This window comes from Komagataeibacter kakiaceti JCM 25156 (assembly GCF_000613305.1).
This window is the reverse complement of sequence record NZ_BAIO01000757.1, coordinates 1-855: the sequence shown is the minus strand read 5'-3', so window position 1 is coordinate 855 and position 855 is coordinate 1. Positions and strand designations below refer to the sequence as shown.

1 protein-coding gene and 1 pseudogene are annotated in these 855 nt (G+C 66.0%); both read left to right on the top strand.

The features are described from left to right. Positions 1-521 (top strand): Tim44/TimA family putative adaptor protein (locus JCM25156_RS18670; protein WP_025814337.1); only part of this gene is annotated, 521 nt, incomplete at its 5' end. Positions 522-570: 49 nt separating this feature from the next. Next, a pseudogene (locus JCM25156_RS26225) lies at positions 571-855 on the top strand (murein transglycosylase A); the annotation flags it as partial.

Sequence of the window (855 nt, the reverse complement as noted above, 5' to 3'; positions counted from 1 at the left end):
AACAGGCCCCCGAACCCCCGCCACCGGCCATAACATACGAAATTCCCGGCCCTGACACGCGCGTGGGCGGCGTGCTGGCCCGCATCGGCGCAATCCAGCCCGGTTTCACGGCCGATGGCTTCGCCCACAGTGTGGAAAGCGCGTTCCGCCTGATCGTGGGGGCCTATGCCAGCGGGGATCTCAACGTGCTGCGCGAACGGCTGACGGCCGCGACCTATGACGCGTTCGAGGCCGCGATCCAGTCCCGCCAGCAGGCGGGCGAGGTCCTGCGCAGCGAGATCCGCGACATTACCGATATTGCCCTGATCGGCGCCGAACTGGATGAGACGACAGGCCCCAACCCCATCGCCCGCATCGAGGTCCGCATCGTGTCGGATCAGGTCAGCCTGACGGTGGACAGCAATGGCCAGCCCGTGGCGGGCGTTGACGCCGTGACCGAGTTTTCCGACCTGTGGACGTTCGAATGCATTCTGGGGGCGGCGGGAGCCTGCTGGCGGCTCGGGGCAAGCCGTAGCGCGTAAGGATGTCCCTCAATAACCAGCCGATGAAATCCGTGATCTGATCGTATCCATGAAAGTATCAAGGTACGCGGTGCCGCTGTGCGCCGCTCTCGCCCTGTCCGGGTGTGATCTGAAATTCCCCGATCTGGGGGGGCATGCGCCGCCATCTAACGGTCCTGTCGCCTTCACCGCCCTGCCGGGATGGCAGGATGACCCGCTTGAACAGGCCCTGCCGGTTTTCATGGAAGACTGCCACAAGGTCGAGAGCCTGCCCGCCGACAGCACGCTGGGCGGGGAAGGGGCAAACTATCCCGACCGGCAGGTGGGGGACTGGGCGGCGGCCTGCAATGCCGCG